Genomic DNA, 18,074 nt, shown 5'->3' on the forward strand with positions numbered 1-18,074 from the left:
TATGAGAGGATGTTTTTTATTATTTATTTTCATCTAGGAATAAGACCATATGCTCTTCATCCCAATATTGTCCGTTATATTTCAGTGAACGTTCTTGTACACCAAACGTTTTAAAGCCTAATGACTCATAAAGTTTCTTCGCACCATCGTTTCCGACAACAACATCAAGCATAACTTGTTCTACGTCTAAAGATTTAGCAAGCTCAAGACATTCTTTAATAAGTGCTTTTCCTGCTCCAAGTCCGCGTGCTTTTGGAGACACATATACGGAACCAATTTTTGCTTTATGTTCTTGTTTTACATATGGTTTCGTTTCCAGTGTAGCAACTCCGATTAATTTTCCGTCTTTAAATGCACCTAGTGTATAGTTTTCGTCTTGTGCTAGTTTTTGTGCTTTATATTCAATAGCACACTCTTTATTAATAATATCTTCATAAGAAGAGCTGAAAGCTTCAGGGTTTTGCTTTAATCCTTCTACGCGAAGTTCTAAGTAAATTTCTGCTTCGTCTTTTGTTAATACATGGATATCCAATTATATCACCCTCCAGATCTTTGACAAATGTACCTTTACCACGCTATTCGCGGGCAGTAAGGCTCCAATTTTAAAATTCGGCGAATGCGCGGAAGTTAGGTGGGAGGTAACTGCCCGTAAATGCCCGATTGGTTCAACTAATAATCCATGGAGTGAACCTTTCCATGGATTAAAGTTTCACTTTATTTTATATTGAAATAAGAATAATTTCAAAAGCTTAGCTTCTAAGGGCAGATTTTATGAACAAAATAACACCAGTAGTGTTTACTACTACTGGTGTTTTCACACGCATCTTATTCAAAAGGAATCTCGATTATAAAGTTTGTCCCCACTCCTAATTGGCTTGTTACTAGAATGGAACCGTTATGCAATTCTACAATTTCCTTTGCAACAGCCAGTCCGATACCTTTTCCTCCAGTAGCCCTTGTTCTGGATTTATCAACACGGTAAAAGCGATCGAAAATATGCGGGATATCTTCTTCTGGAATACCTTCACCTTCATCTTGTACACTGATTGTAAAATAATCTGCTTCCGTTAGTACACGTATTGTTATAGTAGTGTTTTCTGGTGAATGCTGATAAGCATTATGCAATAAATTTAACATAACTTGTTCCATGCGTCTTTCGTCTATGCAAACTTCTAAATCGTTTTTACAATATACATGAAGTTGCATTTGTTTGTTCGTTAATGTTGTTTTTGTTTTTTCAACCATTCTTTCTAAAAATGGTTGAAGAAGCATCGTTTGTTTTTTAATAACAAATTGGTGTTGTTCTAATTGTACAAGCATAAATAAATCTTGTACGAGATCGGTTACACTATCCGTTTCGTCCTCAATGATTTGTAAATATTCTTCGCGTTCTTCTTTCGTTAAAGAGTCTCTCTTTGCTACCTTTGCATAACCTTTCATATAGGTTAATGGAGTTAATAATTCGTGAGCAACACTAGCGAGGAATTCATTTCGTTCTTTTTTCATATACGTAAGTTCACTCGATAAATCTTCAATCGTTTTTGCTAAACTTCCAAGTTCATCATTTCGTTTAATTCCTAATTGAATTGGCTTATTTAATTTTGAAATTTTTTCGGTCGCTCTTTTCATTTTTATAAGCGGCTCTGTAATAACTCGAGAAAAAACAAAAACAGAAATCGTTGTTAAAATAATTGTTAAAATACTGATGATAAGAAATTGGTCCATGAGTTTAATTAACATATTTTCTAAAAAAGATGTCTTTAATAACATATGTAAGTTACCTTGAAATCCAGTTATTTCAAGTGGGCTTACTGTAGAGATGAATTTCGATTTTTTCCAGTTTTTTTCTACGATCACCCCGTTTTGGGGGATATTTTTCGTTTTGCAAATAAGTTGTTTTTGCATTTCCTTTGTTACGGGTTCTGAGGTGGAAATAATTTTGCCGTTCTTGTCAGTTATAATGATAGTGGTATCGGTGTTAGCAATTAATTCTGAGCCAATTAATTCTTCAGCTGCATGCTCGATAGTGAACTCTTGATACCAAGGGCGTTTAGGTCGTTCGGTGTTTGGTTTTTGTTTAGAATATTCATTCCATTTTGCGCGGTTTACAATTTTGTCACGATACCGATTGCCTTTTTCTAATAGAGCACCTGTTTCTTCTGTAATCCGCATTTTTGAAATACTTTTGTAAAAGGATACGAAAGCAATTGTTTCAATACATAAAGCTAATATTAAAAAGTATGTCCCAATTTTAAGTGAAAGTTTACTCATTTTCCCACCATACCTTATTCATAATAAAGGGTCAGTGGTATGATATTTCCACTGACCTAAATAATTATTCACTTTTCCATTTATATCCGACTTTATAAACGGTTTCTAAATAATCCTCGACTGGAAATCCTTTTTTACGTAATTTATCACGGATATTGCGAATATGCGAATCAATCGTTCTATATTCGATGTCTGTTTCATAGCCCCAAATTTTTTCGATTAAATCATCTCGGCTGTAAGCACGGTTTGTATTTTGTAAAAACAGTCCAAGTAATGAAAATTCGATAGGAGTTAGTGAGATTTTTTCGTCATACACTGTGACAGTATGTTTCGTTTTATCCCACTCAATACCATTGAAGCTAACAAAGCCATCTTTCTTTGTCCGGCGTAATATAGCTTCAATTCGTGCGACTAATACATGCTCATCAAATGGTTTTGTGATATAGTCGTCTGCTCCCATAGTAAGGCCTTTAACCATATCGTAATTTTGATTACGAGCTGTTAGCATAATGATTGGAACGTTGGAAATTTGACGGATTTGATAGCAAGTATCCCATCCATCCATATTTGGCATCATAACATCTAATAAAATAATATCGAATTTTTTTTGCTCGATTAATTCCAGCGCTTCAAGGCCAGATTTAGCTTTCATACAAAAATAGCCGCGAGGGCTTAAGAAAAGATCTAGCAATCGTAACATACGTTCTTCATCGTCTACTAATAAAATTTTTACCATAATCTTGTGCACCCCAAACTATTCATTCTACTTGTATAGTTTACATGAAAATAATAAAAAACTCTTTTTATGTGATTGAATGGATGGCTGATTTTTTCGCTCAGGGCAATTGACATAAAAAATGCACTAGTTTTGCACAACTATTATTTATAATAGAAAACGTAGCGACACAAATACCCTATGTTGCGACATAACGTCATGTCATTTTATTTATAAAATGACAATTCCATTCTATTGTGTATGTGAGATAGAGAGGGTTTTCGTATTCACCTCGCATCGGATAAGAAAAATTTCCTATCTCACACTTTTTTTAAAAGGAGATAATACACATGAATCCAAAAGAAGAAATTTCAAAAAAAGAAAAGCAAGATCGTAATACGGTTGTAATGTGTGTTGCCGTATCTATGATTATTATTATAAGTTGCGTAAATAAAATTTTGGGGATTTTATAATATATAAAAGCTGATTACTTGTTAACAAGCAATCAGCTTTTTTTATTTTATCCGATTGGTGTGGAGTAATAACTAGTGGGGGAATGACTTCCTGGATTAAAGTTCTACTTTATCAAGAGGCATATTTTTATATAATAAACCAAGGTAAAATTGCTAATCCAGAAGTTACCATTGCTGTAGCACATATTAAAAAGATAGCTCGTTTTTTTTGTTTCATGTCACATTCTCCTCTACATATCAATTGAATGCTGTTCGTTCATTTTATATTTTTAGTATAATGAATGGAAAGGATTGGTACGATCGATAAAGGTGACATGAAGATTACATTGTTGTAATGAAAAAAGCATCTTTCTTAATAAGAAGATGCTTTGGGAAAACTATCCCGCTATTTGTGGATTAATAATCAGTGGGGATAGACACCCCCACCAATTAAAGTTTCACTTTATATTGAAGTATTAATCATTTAAGAATAAAACCATATGTTCTTCGTCCCAATATTGACCGTTGTGCTTTAATGAACGTTCTTGCACGCCGTAAGTTTGGAAACCTAATGACTCATATAGTTTTTTTGCGGCATCGTTACCAACTACAACATCGAGCATAAGTTGTTCTACATGTAATTTATCGGCATTTTCAATAATTGCTTTAATTAGAGCTCGTCCTGCCCCAAGGCCACGTGCTTTTGGGGAAACAAAAACGGAGCCGATTTTTGCTTTATGTTCTTGTTTAATGAATGGTTTTGTTTCTAAAGTAGCAATACCAATCAAATCGTTATCGTTGAAGACACCTAGAGTATACTTATCGGGATTGCTTAATCTTTTTGCCATAGCAGCTACAGGATTTTCATGTTTAAGAACATCTTCATAAGAAGAGCTAAAAGCTTCCGGGTTCTTCGTTAAACCTTCCATACAAACTTTTAAATATATTTCTGCGTCCTCTGTTGTTAATAAGCGAATTTCCATAGTTGTAACCTCCTTGGTGGATTTCAAATAAATCCATTACTTTTATAAGATTGAGTATGCGTTTTTTAGCAGTCTCTTTTAATTTGTAAAAGAATGAAAAGATATATGCTACAATGTTTTGATTTAATTGTGTAATGAAATTATATATTAACTTTATTAACTATTCAAGTCCTTAATATATTACATTTTTATAACTAAAATAACTCCTCGATCGAGGAGTTATTTTTTAAACATTCAATTGATAGCCATCAATTCGTTTTGGATGTGTGTAAATATTACAAGAGTCATTTCTAATAAATCCTACGACTGTAATGCCTAAGTCATGAGCAAGTTGCAAGGCTAGTTTTGTTGGAGCGGATTTGGATAGAACAATTTCACAGCCGATTTTTGAAACTTTGAGTAAAATTTCAGATGAAATACGTCCGCTAAATGCGATAATTTTTCCTTTAACAGATATATCATTACGTAAACAATAGCCGTATATTTTATCTAATGCGTTATGTCTTCCGATATCCATTCTTGATATAAGGATATTGTTTCGATCACATAGCGCAGTATTGTGAACACCGCCGGTTTGGCGAAATGTAGTGGAAGATTGTTGTAAGGCATTCATTAAGTAAAAGCATTCTTCAGGAGTAATTTTTACATGTATATCATGTAAATCTTTTGCTTTTGCGGCGTCGTTTACGAAAATAAAACCTTGTCTACCTTTTCCGCAGCAAGAAGTGATGTATCGTTTATTATATAAAGTTTGATAGAGTGGATTCACTTTTGATGATTTTACATGGACAATTCCGTTCTCTTTTTGAACCCATATTTCTTCAACATCTTTATAGGAAGAAATAATTCCTTCAGAAATTAAAAAACCAACTACCATATCTTCAATGTAATTTGGTGTGCATACAACTGTTACGTATTCTTCACCATTTAATTTAATAGTAATAGGAGATTCTGTAACAATCTCATCAACTTGTTTTGAAAATGAGCCAGATTGATAGCGTACAATCGTATATGTCTCTTGCGTAAACTCCATATTAAATTCCCCTTTTATATGTATTTTTCTCCCACATTTATCATAAAACATTGAAAAAATAAAAACACCTATTAGCAGGGAAATCACAGATTATTTTGGTTATTATTGTATATGTACGATATAATAGAACTGTAGAATAGTGACATTTTCAAGCTTTCGTAGTTATACCTTATAACATCAAGAATCGACTTCATAAGAAAAGGATTTCAGCAGAGCGTTTCAAAAATATGTACAGTAACTTGTTTTTTGAAAACGGATTCATAAACGTGTTGTACAGTTGGTTGTAAGGAGTGGGGAAACTATGGCAGAACAGACAGTCCGTGTAACCGTTGATGGTAAAGAATTTGCTGCATCAGGTGAAAAGACGATACTACAATTATTTAACGAGAGTAACTTGGAACATCCTCAAATTTGTCATGTACCAGAAGTAGATCCAATTCAAACTTGTGATACATGTATTGTAGAAGTAGATGGGAAGTTAATGCGTGCTTGTTCAACGCAAATAGAGAACGGTATGCATATTGAAAGACAGTCGCAGCGCGCAAAAGAGGCGCAGACTGAGGCGATGGATCGAATATTAGAGAACCATTTATTGTATTGTACTGTTTGTGATAACAATAATGGTAACTGTAAAGTGCATAATACAGTGCATATGATGGAAATTGAAGAACAGAAATACCCGTATGAACCGAAAGTAAGTGCGTGTGAAGTGGACATGTCACATCCGTTTTACCGGTATGATCCCAATCAATGTATTGCTTGTGGACAGTGTGTAGAAGTATGTCAAAACCTACAAGTCAATGAAACTATATCGATTGATTGGAATTTAGACCGCCCGCGTGTTATTTGGGACAATGGTGTAAGTATAAATGACTCGTCTTGTGTGAGTTGTGGGCAATGTGTAACAGTTTGTCCATGTAATGCGTTAATGGAAAAAACAATGCTAGGTGAAGCTGGGTTTATGACAGGATTAAAACCAGATGTGTTAGATCCGATGATTGATTTTGTAAAAGATGTAGAGCCAGGATATAGCAGTATTTTAGCAGTTTCAGAAGTGGAATCTGCGATGCGCAAGACGAAGGTTAAAAAGACGAAAACAGTTTGTACATTTTGCGGTGTAGGTTGCTCGTTTGAAGTGTGGACGAAAGACCGTCATATTTTAAAAGTACAACCTGTTTCAGATGCACCGGTTAATGGTATCTCTACATGTGTAAAAGGCAAATTTGGATGGGACTTTGTAAATAGTGAAGATCGCATTACAAAGCCATTAATTCGCCAAGGAGATATGTTTGTTGAAGCTTCTTGGGAAGAAGCTCTTGAAGTTGTTGCATCTAACATGCAGCATATTAAATCAGAATACGGCAGCGATGCATTTGGGTTTATTTCTTCTTCGAAAGTAACGAATGAAGAGAATTATCTTATGCAAAAACTAGCTCGTCAAATATATGGAACAAATAATGTAGATAACTGTTCCCGTTATTGTCAATCTCCAGCAACAGACGGCTTATTTAAAACTGTCGGTATGGGTGGGGATGCTGGAACAGTGAAAGATATCGCTGAAGCAGGTCTTGTTATTATCGTTGGTGCGAATCCGACAGAGGGACATCCTGTACTTGCGACGCGTGTGAAACGTGCTCATAAATTACACGAACAAAAATTAATTGTAGCAGACCTTCGTAAACATGAAATGGCTGAGCGTGCGGATATATTTGTTCATCCGAGTCAAGGAACTGATTATGTATGGCTTGCTGGTATTACGAAATATATTATCGATCAAGATTGGCATGATAAAAAGTTCTTAGCTGAAAATGTAAAGAACTTTGATGAATATAGCAAAATGTTAGAAAAGTATTCGCTTGATTACACAGAAGAAATTACGGGGATTTCTAAAGAGAACCTGAAAGAAATGGCTCGTATGGTATATGAAGCAGACGGTACTTGTGTACTTTGGGGAATGGGTGTAACTCAAAATACAGGTGGTAGTACAACTTCAGCTGCAATTTCAAATTTATTACTTGTTACGGGTAACTACCGTCGTCCTGGTGCAGGTGCATACCCATTAAGAGGACATAATAACGTACAAGGCGCTTGTGATATGGCGACCTTACCGAATTGGCTTCCAGGTTATCAAGCGGTATCTGACGATACGCTCCGTGCTAAATTTGAAAAAGCGTACGGTACGACGATTCCGAAAGAGCCAGGATTAAATAATATTGCAATGTTACTTGCGGCGGAAGAAGGAAAACTGCGCGGTATGTATGTTATGGGTGAAGAAATGGCTTTAGTAGATTCAAATGCGAACCATGTGCAACATATTTTAGAGAATTTAGATTTCCTTGTTGTTCAAGATATGTTCTTATCAAAAACAGCTCGTTTTGCTGATGTTATTTTACCGGCAGCACCGAGCTTAGAAAAAGAAGGGACGTTTACGAATACAGAACGTCGTATTCAAAGATTATATGAAGTATTGAAGCCGCTTGGTGATTCAAAACCAGACTGGTGGATTTTACAAAAAGTAGCTCGTGCACTAGGCGGAGATTGGAATTATGAAAACCCAAGTGAGATTATGGATGAAATAGCATCGCTTGCACCGTTATATTCTCAGGCAACATATGATCGTTTAGAAGGATGGAATAGTTTATGTTGGGGTAGCCATGATGGTAGCGATACACCGCTATTATATGTAGATGGATTTAACTTCCCAGATAAACTTGCTCGTTTATCATTAGATGAATGGGTACCACCAGTTGTGGCGCCGGATGAGTATGATTTACTATTAAATAATGGTCGTATGCTAGAGCATTTCCATGAAGGGAATATGACGAATAAGTCGGCTGGTATTTTATCTAAAGTATCTGAAGTATTCGTTGAAATTTCACCTGAACTTGCTAAAGAGCGTAATGTGAAAGATGGTGGTCTTGTAGAATTATCATCGCCGTTCGGAAAGATTAAAGTACAAGCACTTGTTACAGACCGTGTAACGGGAAATGAGTTATATTTACCAATGCATGCGACAGTAAATGAAGAGGCTATTAATATTTTAACAGGAACAGCGACAGACATTTATACGTGTACACCAGCTTATAAACAAACGATGGTGAAACTGCGCGTATTACGTGAAAAAGGAAATCGTCCATTACCATCTTCAAACCCGCGAGATAAAAAACGCCATCCACAAAATGGTGTTGAAATTCAGCAAAAGTGGCAAAGAAAACAATACGTATCACTTGTGGACTAGGGGGCGGAGATAGTGGCAAAAGAAATTACGTTAATTAAAAAGAAAGTTGTAACAGAAGAAGAGAAGAAACAGCAATTAGCAGAGGAACTGTTCACGGAGTTAGCGAATAACCGTGAAGCAGTCGAGGAAACGATGCAATTACTAGCGCAATTACAGAAAGCTGGTATTTTAGATGCGGCAATTAGTTTACTTGCTGCGAAAGAAGATGTTTCGAAAATTGCTGTTGAGCAATTAAATCGTGAACCAGTGAAAAATGCACTGAACAATATGATGGGGGCAGGAGAGGCTTTATCTTCAGTTGACCCAGAGGTAACAAAACAAATCACATCGAGTTTAGTTACTGGATTGCAATTTGCAACAGATGAATTAAATAGTGGTAAAAAAACAAAAGTGATGGATTTCTTTAAAGTATTAAAAGATCCAGATATCAATAGAGCAATTACATTCGGTTTTAGCTTTTTGAAAGCATTTGGGCAAGGATTAGAGAAAAAATAGAGTAGATGAAAAAGTGATGGGAAATAGCCATCACTTTTTTCATTGTATGTATAAGAGTGTTCATGTTAAGCGGAATATATTATTATTAAAAAGATGGATTAGAAATGGAAATGTGGAATCCATCTCAAATATCGTTTTAGAATGTGGAGGAATATATGCAACACCGTAAAAGACTATCTATACCAGGAGTAATGAGCCATTCCTTTCAAACAGTAAAATTTGCTTTTTGGAATGTATTAACCTTTCAACTTGCTTATAAATTGTTAGCAGCGATTGTGTTTGTTCCACTGTTTGGGATCATTTTTAATAAATTATTGTATTTTGGTGGTTACGCAAATGCGACAAATGATGAATTATTAGCATTTTTGAAAACACCATACGGCATTTTGGCAATCGTAATTTTATCCTTGTTAGCACTGTTTCTTATCTTTACGGAATTTGCGGTGCTTATTATTATTTCGTATTTCGCTCATAAAAGACAAAAGGTGAAATTACGCCCGATTTTATATAAAACCGTAACGTACTTACCTACGCTTTTCACATATTGCTTACCAGGATTTATTTTATATGCTGTCGTATTATTACCTCTTTTAAATATGGGATATGAAACGGCATTAATTCCGCAAATCCAAATTCCTAACTTTATTACAGGAGAACTGTTTAAAACGACGATGGGACAAGTAGGCTATTACACGTTCTTTGCCGTAGTTGCGTATTTGAACCTTCGCTGGATTTTCGTTCTACCTATTGTCGTTTTAGAACAAAAGCCGTTTCGCACAGCAGCGCGTAAAAGTGCAGCTTTAGTAAAAGAAAGCTTTTTTAAAGTACTATTCTTTTTAGTAGGATTTTTCATTTCAATAGGGATTGTTTATATTTTGTTTTTTGGAATATATTTATTGTGCCTATGGGGTGTGTATGAATTTACAAACCCGGAAGGAACATTTGCGTTATTAGCCGAATCAACGATTTCTGTATTCCTAACAAGTACATTGTATTTATTTAGCTTTATTGTGACACCATTTTATATTATGGCTATAACAAGATTGTACTTACAAAAGGTTCCGGTTGAAGATGTGTTATTAGAAGAAGGATTAGATTATTCGAAAACGAAAGCAGATAAATGTTTCTTTCAAAAACATCGCTGGAAATTTATTAGTGTATATATTGTAGGGATTATTACGGCCGGAATGGTCGTTGCCTTCATTGTAACGTTTATTTCAAATTCGTATAAAGAACCGATTATTATGGCGCACCGCGGATATATATCAAAAGGGGTAGAAAATACGAAAGAAGCTGTGCAAGGTGCTATTGATGCAAAAGCAGACTACGCTGAAATAGATGTATTACAAACGAAAGACGGTGAGCTAGCGGTTATACATGACTTGAAGTTAAAACGTCTTGCAAATGCCAATGTGCATGTGTCAGATTTAACGATGGATGAATTAAGACAGCTTACTCTTAGTCAAGATGGATTTTCAGGACAAATAAGTACACTTGATGAAATCATTAAGCTTGCAAAGGGGAAAATCAAACTCAATATTGAAGTGAAGCTTCATGGGGGCGAAAAAGACTTTGTAAATAAAGTATTAAAAGCGATTAAAGATAATGAATTTGAGAAGCAATGTGTAATTCAAACGTTACACTATCCACTCATTAAAGAGTTTAAGCGTGCAAATTCAGATATAAAAGTAGGATATATACTGTATGCAAGTAGAGCTAACTTAAAGAATGTAAAAGCTGACTTTTATGTAGCAGAAGAATACATGTTAAATAAGAAATTAGTAAAAGAAGCAAGGAAGTTAAATAAGCCAATTTACGTATGGACAGTAAATGATATGGAGAGTTTAAAGGCATATTATAAGTTAAACGTAGATGGTATCATTACCGATTATCCTGAAGATGCACGTGAAACAATTAAGGAGTTAAAAGAGCAAGAAGCGGAAGAAAGTGATCTGTTTGATAAAATTACTGAAACAACAGATGATTTGTTTTCAAAGTTATTTATAAGTTATCCAGCTGCTGGCTAAATGCCAGCAGCTGTTTTTTGTAAAAAGAATATATTTCTAAAATATTGTGTAAAGTAATAACTGTATATGTATACGTCTTCATTTGGAGTTTTTACATTGTTATATTATTGTCAAATAATAAATGATTACTGCTTATTTTGAAGGGATATAATAAAAATAGAGTAATAGATAATGAAATAGAACGAACTTCCTAATAGAATCAATGTTTTATATATTTACACTATTCTAAATATATAAACTTTAGAAAAATGATATGTTAGCGTTTTCATAAATTTTAAGTTATGCTAGAATAAGGACATAAGTTATTAATTATTACAAAAAGAAAAAAGACTTTCTTTTTTCTGTTAATTATAAGGGGGCATTTCATTATGCGTATTGGGGTACCAGCAGAAATTAAAAACAACGAAAACCGTGTGGCAATGACACCGGCTGGTGTTGTACATTTAATTCGTAACAATCACGAAGTATTTATTCAAAAGGGTGCAGGTTTAGGATCTGGTTTCACAGATGCTCAGTATGTTGAAGCTGGAGCAAAAATTGTTGATACAGCTGAAGAAGCTTGGAACATGGAAATGGTTATGAAAGTTAAGGAACCAATTGAAAGCGAATACAAACACTTCAGTGAAGGTTTAATCTTATTCACATACTTACACTTAGCTCCAGAACCAGAATTAACAAAAGCTTTAATCGAGAAGAAAGTAGTAGCTATTGCGTACGAAACAGTACAATTAGAAAACCGTTCATTACCATTACTTGCACCTATGAGTGAAGTAGCTGGTCGTATGGCTGCACAAATTGGTGCACAGTTCCTTGAGAAAAACAAAGGCGGTAAAGGTATCTTACTTGCAGGTGTTCCAGGGGTTAAACGTGGTAAAGTAACAATTATCGGTGGTGGACAAGCTGGTACAAATGCTGCTAAAATTGCAGTTGGACTAGGTGCGGATGTAACAATCATCGACTTAAGTGCAGAACGTCTTCGTCAATTAGATGACATTTTCGGAAACCAAGTAAAAACTTTAATGTCTAATCCTTACAATATTGCAGAAGCTGTAAAAGAGTCTGATCTTGTAATTGGTGCAGTATTAATCCCAGGTGCAAAAGCGCCAAAACTTGTAACAGAAGAAATGATTAAATCAATGGAACCGGGTTCTGTTGTTGTAGATATCGCGATTGACCAAGGTGGTATTTTCGAAACAACTGACCGTATTACAACTCATGATAACCCAACTTACGAAAAACACGGTGTTGTTCATTATGCAGTTGCAAACATGCCAGGTGCGGTTCCACGTACATCAACTCTTGCATTAACAAACGTAACAGTACCATATGCAGTACAAATTGCTAACAAAGGCTACAAAGCTGCTTGCCTAGGCAACACTGCATTATTAAAAGGTATTAACACATTAGATGGCTATGTAACATTTGAAGCTGTTGCAGAAGCTCACGGTGTAGAGTACAAAGGTGCTAAAGAATTATTAGAAGCAGAAACAGTATCTTGCTAATAGAAGCATTATACAAAACAAAATCGAACAATATATAAAACAACATGATAAGAGCTAAGAGATAATACCTCTTAGCTCTTCTTGGCAAAAGGGGGCATTCATCGTGGCCAACCTATTTAAAAAGAAATCCGTTACGCAATTGTTAGGGGAAAGTAAAAGTAAAACTTTAACGAAAACGCTAGGGGCATTCGACCTAACAATGCTAGGAATTGGTGCGATAATTGGTACAGGAGTTCTAGTATTAACTGGATTAGTAGCAGCAAGAGATGCTGGTCCAGCAGTTATTTTTTCATTTATGATTGCAGCAATTGTTTGTGGATTTGCAGCTTTATGTTATGCGGAAGTTGCATCTACACTCCCTGTTTCAGGTAGTGTGTACACATATTCGTATGCAACAATTGGTGAGTTTGTTGCTCATTTAATGGGATGGACATTGTTATCCGTATATGTCGTAACGACTGCCGCAGTAGCTGGCGGATGGACGGGTTATTTCAATAATTTAGTGAGTGGATTGGGACTTGAAATCCCAAAAGCATTGCTAACGATTCCAGCGCAAGGTGGTATGGTAAACTTACCGGCAGTTATCGTTACGTTAGTGATAACTTGGCTATTATCACGAGGTACAAAAGAAAGTAAGCGTGTGAATAACATAATGGTATTAATTAAAATTGGTATTGTTGTTTTATTCATTGCAGTTGGTGTATTCTACGTGAAACCAGAAAACTGGATACCATTTGCACCTTACGGTTTAAGTGGAGTGTTCGCAGGGGGAGCAGCAGTATTCTTTGCTTTCTTAGGATTTGATGCATTAGCAACTTCTGCTGAAGAAGTAAAAAATCCGCAACGTGATCTACCAATTGGTATTATTGCCTCGTTAGTTATTTGTACAATCATTTATGTTGTAGTTTGTCTCGTTATGACAGGTATGGTTTCTTATAAGGAATTAGATGTACCTGAAGCTATGGCATATGTGTTAGAAGTTGTAGGACAAGATAAAGTGGCTGGTGTAATTGCTATTGGAGCTGTAATCGGTATTATGGCTGTAATTTTCGCTTACATTTATGCGACAACACGTGTATTCTTCGCAATGAGCCGTGACGGTTTATTACCAAAATCTTTTGCGAAAATTAACAAGAAGACTGAAGCGCCAACATTTTCAGTTTGGTTAACAGGAATTGGTAGTGCTTTAATTGCTGGATTTATCGATTTAAAAGAATTGTCGAATTTAGCGAATATTGGAGCGTTATTAACATTCGCCATGGTTGGTGTAACTGTTATCATTCTTCGTAAAACGCATCCGAAATTACAACGTGGATTTATGGTACCACTTGTACCGATCTTACCGATTATTTCAATTGCATGTTGTCTATTCTTAATGGTAAATTTACCATTAACAACATGGATATACTTCGGTATTTGGTTAGCAATTGGAGTAGTTGTATACTTTGTTTATTCGAAAAAACATAGTCATTTAAAAGACGATGGAAGTTCGCAGGATAATTTAGATCAAGCTAATTAAAGGGATATAAAATAGTAAGCCTTGTGCGTCTAGGGAGCGCACAAGGCTTTTTCTTTTGGATAAGGAAGGAAATAAATGTTAAATTGTCGAATTTTTATGTCGGAATATGAAAAAAGGGGAGGAAGAGGAATGCTAGAAACGAAAGTGGTTGTTGGAGCAGAGGAGTATAATAATAACCCTGGTTGGTTACATACGAATGAAGAAGAATTAAATTTATTGCGAAGAGAAACTTGGCTTGATAAATTTCAACCTAATTCTTTATCAGCAATTTTAGCGGAACATGTATGGGAGCATTTATCGTACGAAGAAGGAATCGAAGCTGCAAAAATTTGTTATGAGTTTTTAACGGAGGGTGGATATATTCGTTGTGCAGTGCCAGATGCATTTTTCCCAGATGAAGAATATCAGCAAGGTGTACAAGTAGGTGGACCAGGGCCATTAGATCATCCAGCAGCAAGTCATAAAATCGTTCATAACTATAAAACAATCACGTCCATGTTTGAATCGGCAGGTTTTCAAGTTAGGACTTTAGAATACTGTGATGAGAATGGTAAGTTTCATTATAATGATTGGAATGAGAAAGATGGTTTTATTTATCGCTCGAAACGTTTTGATCATAGAAATCAAGATGGTACATTAGAATTTGCTTCGTTAATTGTGGATGCAGTGAAACTTTAATCAGTGGGGGTTCTTCATCTCCTGTTGATTATTAGCCTTCAACAATCGGGCTTTTACGGGTAGCTAATGTAGGGGAAATAAGAGAAGGATGCACGATAGTTTTCGTGTATCCTTTTTGTATGAAGAGTATGATAGGTGTGGAGAATATTGATATGTATATGTTGAAATATGAATGGAATTGTCAAAAAAATCTTTCGGATTTTATTGACACATATGAGTAGGCGCTCATATAATAAAAATATAAGATATATGAACAGTTGTTCATATGTTCAATTAAAGAGGTGAGCTATAATGGCTGAAAATAAAGTAGAAACACCGCAGGAAACTTGTTTTCAAACGGTAATTCATGAGGAAGTCGTGGATCAAGTGAAGCAAACAATTCCGACTGATGAAAGTTTAAGTAAAGTAGCAGAACTATTTAAAGTATTAGGTGACCGTACGCGTACGAGAATATTACATGCATTATTTGAAGCTGAAATGTGCGTTTGTGATTTAGCTTACTTATTAGGAATGACACAATCGTCTATTTCACATCAGCTACGTGTGTTAAAGCAAGCGAAACTTGTAAAGAATCGTAAAGAAGGAAAGGTCGTTTATTATTCGTTAGCTGACCAGCACGTAATTCATATCTTCGAGCAAGCGTTTGAACACGTAAACGAGGAAGAATAAAAACGCGAGGAGGGAGAACGATGGCAGAAGCATTAGTGAAAAAGAAACTGATGTTAGAAGGTTTAGATTGTGCGAACTGTGCAATGAAAATTGAAAAAGGCGTTGGGAATATAGAAGGAGTAAATTCTTGCTCTGTAAACTTTGCAACAAAGACGATGGTTTTAGAAACAGCACAAAATAAAGAAAATGAAGTTGTGACAGAAGCAAAACAGCTTGTTACAAAGTTAGAACCACATATTAAAGTGCAAGAAGAGCAAAAAAATAAAGCTGCAAAAGAAGTTTTTATATTAGAAGGTTTAGATTGCGCGAACTGTGCAATGAAGATTGAAAATAAAGTTAAGGAAATGCCGACAGTTTCAGAAGCAACTGTTGATTTCGTATCAAAGAAATTACGAGTAGAAGTTGCGAATAAAAGAGAGTTAGAATCGACTGTAGAAGATATAAAGAATGTCGTTCAAAAGTTAGAACCAGATGTGAAAGTTGTTCGTGAAGAAAAGAGCGGCCATGACCATGGACATAGTCACGACCATGGTGAAGCAAATGTGAAAAAGATGATAGGGCGATTAGTAGTCGGTGGAATTTTGACAGGAATTGCTGCCTTAGCTGATTTACCACAAATGATAACAATTCCATTATTCGTCCTTGCGTATTTATTAATAGGTGGAGATATCGTTTGGAGAGCGGTAAGAAACATAACTCGCGGCCAAGTATTCGATGAAAACTTTTTAATGGCAATTGCAACTGTAGGAGCTTTTGCAATTCAACAATATTCAGAAGCTGTTGCGGTAATGCTATTTTATCAAGTAGGGGAACTATTCCAAAGTATTGCAGTAAATCGCTCTCGAAAATCAATTACTTCATTAATGGATATTCGCCCTGATTATGCGAATGTAAAGGTTGGAAATGAAACGAAACAAGTATCACCGGAAGATGTACAAATCGGCGATTATATTATCGTAAAACCGGGTGAGAAAGTACCATTAGACGGAAAAGTAGTCGAGGGAACATCAATGATGGATACTTCAGCACTTACAGGTGAATCTGTACCGCGTGAAGTAGAAGTTGGTAATGACGTATTAAGTGGTTTTGTAAACCAAAATGGTGTATTAACAATTGAAGTTACAAAAGAATTTGGTGAATCTACTGTATCAAAAATTTTAGATTTAGTTCAAAATGCAAGTAGTAAAAAAGCACCGACAGAAAACTTTATTACGAAATTTGCGCGCTACTATACTCCTGTTGTAGTTATTACAGCAGCGATCATGGCGTTTATTCCACCGCTTATTTTAGAAGGTGCTACATTCTCCGAGTGGATTTATAGAGCGTTAGTATTCTTAGTTATCTCTTGTCCATGTGCGTTAGTCGTATCCATTCCTCTTGGATTCTTTGGAGGTATCGGTGGTGCATCCAAAAGTGGGATTTTAGTAAAAGGAAGTAACTATTTAGAAGCATTGAATGATGTGAAATATATCGTCTTTGATAAAACAGGTACATTAACAAAAGGTGTCTTTAAAGTTACAAAAATGGAGCCAAGTGAAGGTACTACTAGTGAAGAACTGTTAGAGTATGCAGCGTTTGCAGAAGTATATTCAAATCATCCAATTGCACAATCTATTCGAAATGCATATGGAAAATCAATCGATGAAAATGCTATTGAAGACTATAGTGAAATTTCTGGTCATGGTACAGTTGTAAAAGTACAAGGAAAAGAAATTTTCGCAGGTAATGCTAAATTAATGAGAAAAGAAAATATTGAATTTAAGCAACCAGAAACAGTAGGTACATTAGTTCACGTTGCTGTAGATGGTAAATACGCAGGTTATATTGTTATCTCAGATGAGGTAAAAGAGGATTCAAAACAAGCGATTCAAAAGTTAAAAGAACTAGGTATCAAGAAGACAGTGATGTTAACTGGGGATGCAAAAGCAGTTGGTGAAGCTGTTGGAAAAGAATTAGGTTTAGATGAAGTTCACGCAGAACTACTACCACAACAAAAAGTAGAAGAGATTGAAAAAATTGATGCGGCTAAGCGTGGAAAAGAAAAAGTTGCTTTCGTTGGTGATGGTATTAACGACACGCCAGTATTAGCACGAGCGGACGTTGGTATTGCTATGGGTGGCTTAGGATCGGATGCAGCGATTGAAGCTGCAGATATCGTTATAATGACTGATGAACCTTCAAAAATTGCAACAGCTGTTAAAATTGCAAAACGCACAAGAAGTATTGTATGGCAAAATATTATATTTGCATTAGGTGTAAAAGGATTAGTTTTATTACTTGGTGCTTTTGGTATAGCGACAATGTGGGAAGCTGTTTTCTCAGATGTGGGTGTGACGTTAATTGCAGTATTAAATGCAATGCGTGTACTACGAGTGAAAGATTTATAAAAAGAGGGCGCAATTGCGTCCTCTTTTTTATCGGTTATTTTGTTGAAAGTGACTCAATAAAATAATATCAAATATTATTTTAGTTTTTAATAACGCAATATTAAA

At 35.3% G+C, this 18,074-nt stretch carries 14 protein-coding genes; 9 read left to right on the forward strand and 5 right to left on the reverse strand.

From position 1 onward, the window contains the following. Window positions 1–19 precede the first annotated feature (19 nt). From MHB70_RS02130 to MHB70_RS02140, 3 genes are all read right to left on the reverse strand, one after another. Window positions 20–532: a GNAT family N-acetyltransferase gene (locus MHB70_RS02130; protein WP_000351211.1), complete on the reverse strand. Its 513-nt coding sequence runs from the start codon at window positions 530–532 to the stop codon at window positions 20–22. Window positions 533–825: 293 nt separating this feature from the next. After that, window positions 826–2,271, reverse strand: a complete 1,446-nt coding sequence (locus MHB70_RS02135) for a HAMP domain-containing sensor histidine kinase (RefSeq protein WP_000041010.1) — start codon at window positions 2,269–2,271, stop codon at window positions 826–828. 64 nt (window positions 2,272–2,335) lie between these two features. Further along, window positions 2,336–3,007, reverse strand: coding sequence for a response regulator transcription factor (locus tag MHB70_RS02140; protein WP_000238941.1), 672 nt, complete (start codon window positions 3,005–3,007; stop codon window positions 2,336–2,338). 329 nt (window positions 3,008–3,336) lie between these two features. Here MHB70_RS02140 and MHB70_RS02145 point away from each other — a divergent pair, with 329 nt between their 5' ends. Beyond that, window positions 3,337–3,459, forward strand: a complete 123-nt coding sequence (locus MHB70_RS02145; RefSeq protein ID WP_001068390.1) for a hypothetical protein — start codon at window positions 3,337–3,339, stop codon at window positions 3,457–3,459. 455 nt (window positions 3,460–3,914) lie between these two features. Here the strand turns inward: MHB70_RS02145 and MHB70_RS02150 are convergent, their stop codons facing one another. Both MHB70_RS02150 and fdhD read right to left on the reverse strand, forming a co-directional pair. After that, window positions 3,915–4,421 (reverse strand): GNAT family N-acetyltransferase, encoded by a 507-nt coding sequence (locus MHB70_RS02150; RefSeq protein ID WP_000405887.1) that lies wholly within the window; start codon window positions 4,419–4,421, stop codon window positions 3,915–3,917. A gap of 226 nt (window positions 4,422–4,647) precedes the next feature. Continuing rightward, window positions 4,648–5,454: a formate dehydrogenase accessory sulfurtransferase FdhD gene (gene fdhD, locus MHB70_RS02155; RefSeq protein WP_000397291.1), complete on the reverse strand. Its 807-nt coding sequence runs from the start codon at window positions 5,452–5,454 to the stop codon at window positions 4,648–4,650. Between the two features lie 301 nt (window positions 5,455–5,755). Between fdhD and fdhF the strand changes: the two genes are divergently transcribed. The 8 genes from fdhF (at window position 5,756) to MHB70_RS02195 (ending at window position 17,969) form a co-directional block, all read left to right on the forward strand. Next, complete coding sequence (fdhF, locus tag MHB70_RS02160) at window positions 5,756–8,692, forward strand: formate dehydrogenase subunit alpha (RefSeq protein ID WP_000840632.1); 2,937 nt, start codon at window positions 5,756–5,758, stop codon at window positions 8,690–8,692. Window positions 8,693–8,704: 12 nt separating this feature from the next. Continuing rightward, window positions 8,705–9,187, forward strand: a complete 483-nt coding sequence (locus MHB70_RS02165; protein WP_001040512.1) for a DUF1641 domain-containing protein — start codon at window positions 8,705–8,707, stop codon at window positions 9,185–9,187. 155 nt (window positions 9,188–9,342) lie between these two features. After that, entirely contained in the window at window positions 9,343–11,214 is a 1,872-nt protein-coding gene (locus MHB70_RS02170; protein ID WP_001164746.1) for a glycerophosphoryl diester phosphodiesterase membrane domain-containing protein, read from the forward strand. 368 nt (window positions 11,215–11,582) lie between these two features. Further along, the gene (gene ald / locus MHB70_RS02175; RefSeq protein WP_001219740.1) at window positions 11,583–12,716 is read left to right on the forward strand and encodes an alanine dehydrogenase; all 1,134 of its coding nucleotides are present in this window, start codon (window positions 11,583–11,585) and stop codon (window positions 12,714–12,716) included. A gap of 103 nt (window positions 12,717–12,819) precedes the next feature. Next, entirely contained in the window at window positions 12,820–14,235 is a 1,416-nt protein-coding gene (locus MHB70_RS02180; protein ID WP_001284896.1) for an amino acid permease, read from the forward strand. A gap of 129 nt (window positions 14,236–14,364) precedes the next feature. Then, window positions 14,365–14,913, forward strand: a complete 549-nt coding sequence (locus MHB70_RS02185; protein ID WP_000894487.1) for a class I SAM-dependent methyltransferase — start codon at window positions 14,365–14,367, stop codon at window positions 14,911–14,913. A gap of 291 nt (window positions 14,914–15,204) precedes the next feature. After that, on the forward strand, window positions 15,205–15,582 hold the full coding sequence (locus MHB70_RS02190; protein ID WP_061530685.1) for an ArsR/SmtB family transcription factor: 378 nt from the start codon (window positions 15,205–15,207) through the stop codon (window positions 15,580–15,582). Window positions 15,583–15,602: 20 nt separating this feature from the next. Beyond that, window positions 15,603–17,969: a heavy metal translocating P-type ATPase gene (locus MHB70_RS02195; RefSeq protein ID WP_016107506.1), complete on the forward strand. Its 2,367-nt coding sequence runs from the start codon at window positions 15,603–15,605 to the stop codon at window positions 17,967–17,969. Window positions 17,970–18,074: the final 105 nt, after the last annotated feature.

Source organism: Bacillus sp. FSL M7-1020 (assembly GCF_038050415.1).
In the GTDB taxonomy this organism is placed as follows: domain Bacteria; phylum Bacillota; class Bacilli; order Bacillales; family Bacillaceae_G; genus Bacillus_A; species Bacillus_A toyonensis.

Excerpts from the sequence above, each read along its gene's own strand:
- MHB70_RS02135 (WP_000041010.1), bottom strand. The coding sequence starts at position 2,271 with ATGAGTAAACTTTCACTTAAAATTGGGACATACTTTTTAATATTAGCT.
- MHB70_RS02140 (WP_000238941.1), bottom strand. The coding sequence starts at position 3,007 with ATGGTAAAAATTTTATTAGTAGACGATGAAGAACGTATGTTACGATTG.
- MHB70_RS02145 (WP_001068390.1), top strand. The coding sequence starts at position 3,337 with ATGAATCCAAAAGAAGAAATTTCAAAAAAAGAAAAGCAAGATCGTAAT.
- MHB70_RS02150 (WP_000405887.1), bottom strand. The coding sequence starts at position 4,421 with ATGGAAATTCGCTTATTAACAACAGAGGACGCAGAAATATATTTAAAA.
- fdhD (WP_000397291.1), bottom strand. The coding sequence starts at position 5,454 with ATGGAGTTTACGCAAGAGACATATACGATTGTACGCTATCAATCTGGC.
- fdhF (WP_000840632.1), top strand. The coding sequence starts at position 5,756 with ATGGCAGAACAGACAGTCCGTGTAACCGTTGATGGTAAAGAATTTGCT.
- MHB70_RS02170 (WP_001164746.1), top strand. The coding sequence starts at position 9,343 with ATGCAACACCGTAAAAGACTATCTATACCAGGAGTAATGAGCCATTCC.
- ald (WP_001219740.1), top strand. The coding sequence starts at position 11,583 with ATGCGTATTGGGGTACCAGCAGAAATTAAAAACAACGAAAACCGTGTG.
- MHB70_RS02185 (WP_000894487.1), top strand. The coding sequence starts at position 14,365 with ATGCTAGAAACGAAAGTGGTTGTTGGAGCAGAGGAGTATAATAATAAC.
- MHB70_RS02190 (WP_061530685.1), top strand. The coding sequence starts at position 15,205 with ATGGCTGAAAATAAAGTAGAAACACCGCAGGAAACTTGTTTTCAAACG.
- MHB70_RS02195 (WP_016107506.1), top strand. The coding sequence starts at position 15,603 with ATGGCAGAAGCATTAGTGAAAAAGAAACTGATGTTAGAAGGTTTAGAT.